The 3,993-nt window shown below is 65.3% G+C and carries 5 protein-coding genes; 1 reads left to right on the top strand and 4 read right to left on the bottom strand.

The annotated features are described in order from the left end of the window. Window positions 1–608, top strand: a 608-nt coding sequence (locus EN969_RS20185; protein WP_206525191.1) for an aminopeptidase, incomplete at its 5' end; no start/stop codon positions are given. Between the two features lie 82 nt (window positions 609–690). Here EN969_RS20185 and EN969_RS20180 read toward each other — a convergent pair. From EN969_RS20180 to EN969_RS20165, 4 genes are all read right to left on the bottom strand, one after another. Continuing rightward, on the bottom strand, window positions 691–924 hold the full coding sequence (locus EN969_RS20180) for a hypothetical protein (RefSeq protein ID WP_063169708.1): 234 nt from the start codon (window positions 922–924) through the stop codon (window positions 691–693). A gap of 104 nt (window positions 925–1,028) precedes the next feature. Then, window positions 1,029–1,412, bottom strand: coding sequence for a VOC family protein (locus EN969_RS20175; protein WP_082826717.1), 384 nt, complete (start codon window positions 1,410–1,412; stop codon window positions 1,029–1,031). A 95-nt stretch (window positions 1,413–1,507) separates the two neighbouring features. Beyond that, window positions 1,508–2,488 carry a 2-dehydropantoate 2-reductase gene (locus EN969_RS20170; protein ID WP_013528521.1) on the bottom strand — a complete coding sequence of 327 codons (981 nt, stop codon included), beginning with the start codon at window positions 2,486–2,488 and terminating at the stop codon, window positions 1,508–1,510. 2 nt (window positions 2,489–2,490) lie between these two features. Next, a partial coding sequence (locus EN969_RS20165; protein ID WP_127419334.1) for an acyl--CoA ligase occupies window positions 2,491–3,993 on the bottom strand: 1,503 nt, incomplete at its 5' end.

Here is a 3,993-nt window from a genome sequence, read left to right as displayed (position 1 = left end):
ATTCCACGCTTGGCTGGTCGAGTGACCCGCTGCTGAGCACGATGTTCAGCGAGGATAAAACCTATCTTGCAGGGCTGGTGTTCCATGAACTGGCCCACCAGCGCGTCTACGTGCACGACGATTCCGCATTCAACGAGTCGTTCGCTGTCGCCGTCGAAACGACCGGCGTGAGAAAATGGCTGCGCGCGGCTGGCGATACCGCCGCATTGCGCCGTTACGAAGCCGCCCGGAGGCGCAAAGCTGAATTTCTTGCGCTGGTGTCGCAAACACGGGACGAGTTGGCAAAAGTCTATTCCAACGCCGGAACCTCGGAGCAAAAACTGGCCGCAAAGACGGCGGCGATTGAACGGCTGCGGATGCGCTACCGACACATGCGCGACAGGCGCTGGGGCCGATACCGGGGATACGATGCCTGGTTCGCTTCCCCGATCAACAATGCAAAGCTCGCCGCGACTTCCGTCTATAGCGATCGGGTGACCGCGTTTCTGCGCCTGTTCGATCTGTGCTCGGGCGACTATGTCAGGTTCTATGCGTCGGTCCGACGGATTGGCGCACTGGACCAAGCTCACCGTGCCGAAGCCCTTGCGGCCGCAGATCGCTGTTATTGAGTCGGTCAAATGGGAGGGCCCGGAGCGTCGGAGAACATGCGTCCGAAACCAACCAATCACACGGTTGAGATCGCGCGCGGTTCTACTGGTCCGAAAACTTCACGCTCACGCCGCGTTGCCGAAAATAAGCCTGCATCAACTTGCGGCCCGAGCGGTTGTTCTGCGCCAGCTTGGTCGGATCGAACACCGCCTGTTTGATCCCCTCTCGCGTCAGCGCCGCCTTAAGCGCCGCGATATGTGTGTCGATGTCGGCATTGTCCGCCCGGAGCGAGGCATAGATGCTCTCGGTCGCCTCGGCCACGGTCAGTTCGCTCATTGGTGTCGTCCTTTGGTTAGTTGGGCGGCGCTTAGCACAGATTCGCGGTCCGCCGATACCGAGACCGTCAGTACAAAGCGCCCATCGTGAAATCGAACCGTTCCTTATGGGGCTTCGTAGAGTTCCAGCGGCAATCCATCCGGGTCCCTGAAAAAGGTAAACCGTTGGTCTGTGTATGGATCGATCCGGATTGGCTCGACGGCAACGCCTGCGGCTTCCAGGCGGATAATCACGGGATCAAGATTAGCCACCGCGAATGCCAGATGTCTCAGGCCTGTAGCCTCTGGGTGGGACGGCCGCGTCGCCGGTGCAGGGAAGGAGAACAATTCCAGTTGGGCCGACCCGATCCGCAGATCCGCCTTCCATGACTGCCGCTCCTCCCGATAAACCTCCCGGATCAGATCGAGGCCGAGGAGTTCGACGTAGAACCGTCGCGACCGGTCGTAGTCGGTGCAGATGAGCGCGACGTGGTGAATGGCGTTCAGCATGCTGCTAACCCTGGTCAAGCTGGGAGATGAGGCCAAGGCGCTTCAAGGCCTGGATCGTCGCGCCCTCGCCACGGTGCTGATCAACCCCGAGCCCATTATCCATAACACCCGCGTTCCACCGCCAGCCGCCGCACCAGCGCCAGCACGGCATCGATGGTCGGGGTCGGCTTGTCCGTTAGCCTGCCAAGTTCCTGCACCGCGCTCACCAGCGCGTCGATCTCCATCGGCCGGCCACGCTCCAGGTCCTGCAGCATCGAGGTCTTGTGCTCGCCGACATCGCCGGCGCCCTTGATGCGCCGGTCGACCGCGATGGGAAAACGCACGCCGAGGCTTTCGCCGATCGCCTGCGCCTCCAGCATCATGGTGCGGGCGAGCGTGCGGGTGCCCTCGTCGGCAACGATCGCGGCAAGCGTGCTGCCGGTCAGCGCCGAGATCGGGTTGAACGAAAGATTGCCCCACAGTTTTACCCAGATCTCGCTGCGGATGTCTTCGCGCACCGGCGCCTGCAAGCCGCCCTTGACCATCTCCTCGGCCAGAAGCGTGACCCGTTCGCTGCGCTCGCCCGAGGGTTCGCCGAGCGAGAAGCGTTTGCCCTCGACATGGCGGATGAGCCCCGGCGCATCGACCTCGACCGCGGGATAGACGACCGAGCCGATGACGCGGTCCGGTCCAATCCGCTGCCAGATCGCGCCGCCGGGATCGACCGCGTTCAGCCTGGTGCCTTCGAGCGGCCCGCCGACGCCGTGGAAATACCACCACGGCACGCCGTTCTGCATGGTGACGACTGATGTGTGGTCCCCAAGCAGCGGTGCGATCTGGTCGAGCGCCGGGGTGAGGGAATGGGCCTTCAGCGCCAGCACGACATAATCCTGCACGCCAAGTTCCTCGGCCTTGGCGGCGGCCCGGACGGGGACGGACGTCTCCTGGCCATCCTCGATCAGGCGCAGGCCATCTGCCTTGATCGCTTCCAGATGGGCGCCGCGCGCGACGATCGAGAGATCGGTGCGGCCGGCGGCGGCAAGCTTGGCAGCGAGATAGCCGCCGATCGCACCGGCGCCGAAGATGGTGATCTTCATCGTCAAAGCCCGAGTTTGGCGGCAAGGCCGATGCGCTGCAATTTGCCGGTCGCGCCCTTGGGGATCTCGTCCAGGATCAGGATCTTGCGCGGCACTTTGAAGTCGGCAAGCCGCGTCGCGGCATAGGTGCGGATGTCGCTCTCAGCGGCGCTGATGCCTTCGCGCAGCACAACCGCCGCCGCCACCTCCTCGCCAAGCTTGTCATGCGGCATGGCGAAGGTGACGACCTGTGCCACCGCCGGATGGTCCATCAGCACATCGTCGACCTCGAGTGGCGAGATCTTTTCGCCGCCGCGATTGATGATCTCCTTGAGCCGACCGGTGACCCTGAGATAGCCGTCCCCGTCCAGCACGCCCTGGTCGCCGGTGTGGAACCAGCCATGCGCGAAAGCCGTGGCGTTGGCATCCGGGTTCTTTTCGTAGCCCGTCGTGACATTGGGCCCGCGGATGACGATCTCGCCGGACTCGCCTGCATCGAGCAGCCGCCCGTCGGGCGCCATCACAGCCACCTCCGGCCCGGCGGAGGCACCAACGCTGCCGGGCTTGCGCTGGCCCGGCGGCAGCCGGTTCGAGGCCATCTGGTGAGCCGCCTCGGTCATCCCGTAGGATTCGATCACTGGGCAGCCGAAGGTCGCTTCCAGCTCAGTCATTACCTGCGCCGGCAGCGACGCCGAGGACGAGCGGATGAAGCGCAGGCGCGCCGCCGCCAGCGCCTCGGTGTTGCGTGCCGCGCGGGCCAGGATCGCCTGATGCATGGTCGGCACCGCCGTGTACCAGCTCGGCTGCGCCTCGCTCAGCCACTGGAAGAAGCGCAGCGCGTTGAAACCCGGCGTGCAGTAGATGCTGCCGCCGGCAGCCAGCGACGACAGCACGGCCGCGATCAGGCCGTGAATGTGGAACAGCGGCATGATATTGAGGCAACGGTCATCGGCCGTCAGGCCAAGCGTGCCGCCGATATGAGCTGCCGAGGCCGCGATGTTGGCATGGCTGAGCGGCACCAGTTTTGGACGCGATGTCGTGCCGGAGGTATGCAGCAGCAGCGCAATGTCGCTGTCTTGCGCCATGTCGGGCGCGGCCTTCGGTCCGATCGCCGCGCCCTCGATAGCAAAACTGCCGGCCGGTGTGCCGGGCTGCACGACGAGCCGCAGCACGCCGATGCCGAGGCGTTCGGCCACCGTCACCGCGGGGCCGGTCTCACCCTCCGCGACGAGGATCGCCTTGGCGCCGATGTCGGTCAGGTAGAAATCGAGCTCGTCGGCCCGGTAGGCGGGGTTGAGCGGCGCCGTAGAGGCGGCGGCCGCCACGGCGACGAAGGCGGTGGCCATCTCGGGCCCGTTCGGCAGCACGATCGCCACCCTGTCGCCGCGGCCGATGCCGCGCGCATGCAGCTGTTTTGCCGTGTCGGCGATCATGCTGCGCAATCCGCCATGGCTGAGCGTTGCCCTGTCGGGCGCCAGAATGGCGGGGGCGTCGTCGGCGCCGGCGGCGAGACGGCGGGGGAGATC

The organism is Mesorhizobium sp. M7A.F.Ca.CA.003.01.2.1, assembly GCF_003998945.1.
GTDB lineage: Bacteria > Pseudomonadota > Alphaproteobacteria > Rhizobiales > Rhizobiaceae > Mesorhizobium > Mesorhizobium ciceri.
This window is presented reverse-complemented; position numbering and strand designations above follow the sequence as displayed.

Bases quoted from the DNA above. Each gene is read 5' to 3' on its own strand.
- EN969_RS20175 (WP_082826717.1), bottom strand. From the start codon at position 1,412: ATGCTGAACGCCATTCACCACGTCGCGCTCATCTGCACCGACTACGAC.
- EN969_RS20170 (WP_013528521.1), bottom strand. From the start codon at position 2,488: ATGAAGATCACCATCTTCGGCGCCGGTGCGATCGGCGGCTATCTCGCT.
- EN969_RS20180 (WP_063169708.1), bottom strand. From the start codon at position 924: ATGAGCGAACTGACCGTGGCCGAGGCGACCGAGAGCATCTATGCCTCG.